Raw genomic sequence first — 478 nt, forward strand, 5'->3', positions numbered from 1 at the left:
GTTACCAGACGTTCCTCGCCACCTCGATGCGTGCAGTCAACGCTGGGGCTAGCCCCTCTGACGTCGTCACGATGCAATCCCTGATGAAGGCCGGATTCGTCAGCGACCTGTCGAACCTCGTCGGTGCGGTGATCATTTCGCAGGCGATTTACCAATTCATCATGTTGGCAGCTTGTGCGGGTTCGGACGGTCAGCTGATATGCGGGCTGCGAGTCGTCACCCTGAATAAGGGCAAGGAACATCGTCGTCTGGTGTGGTGGCGTGCTCTGATAAGGGCCACCGTGTGGGCCTGCGTCGAGATCGGTAATCAAGCCATCGTCCTGTTGACACCTTTTAGTTACCTCATGCCATTGTGGCAGCGTTCCCGTCAAACCATTCATGACGCAGTGGCAGGCACTCAGGTGGTTCGCCCGCCCCACCAGTCTGGCGTCGAGTAAATTTCGTCGTTGTAGGGGCGATTCGTCGTCCTGGCACAATC

The 478-nt window shown here is 57.5% G+C and carries 1 protein-coding gene; it reads left to right on the forward strand.

The annotated features are described in order from the left end of the window. A partial coding sequence (locus AADR41_RS42315; RefSeq protein ID WP_342287802.1) for an RDD family protein occupies positions 1 to 437 on the forward strand: 437 nt, incomplete at its 5' end. Positions 438 to 478 lie beyond the last annotated feature (41 nt).

This window comes from Streptomyces sp. CLV115 (assembly GCF_038448545.1).
Classification (GTDB): domain Bacteria; phylum Actinomycetota; class Actinomycetes; order Streptomycetales; family Streptomycetaceae; genus Streptomyces; species Streptomyces sanglieri.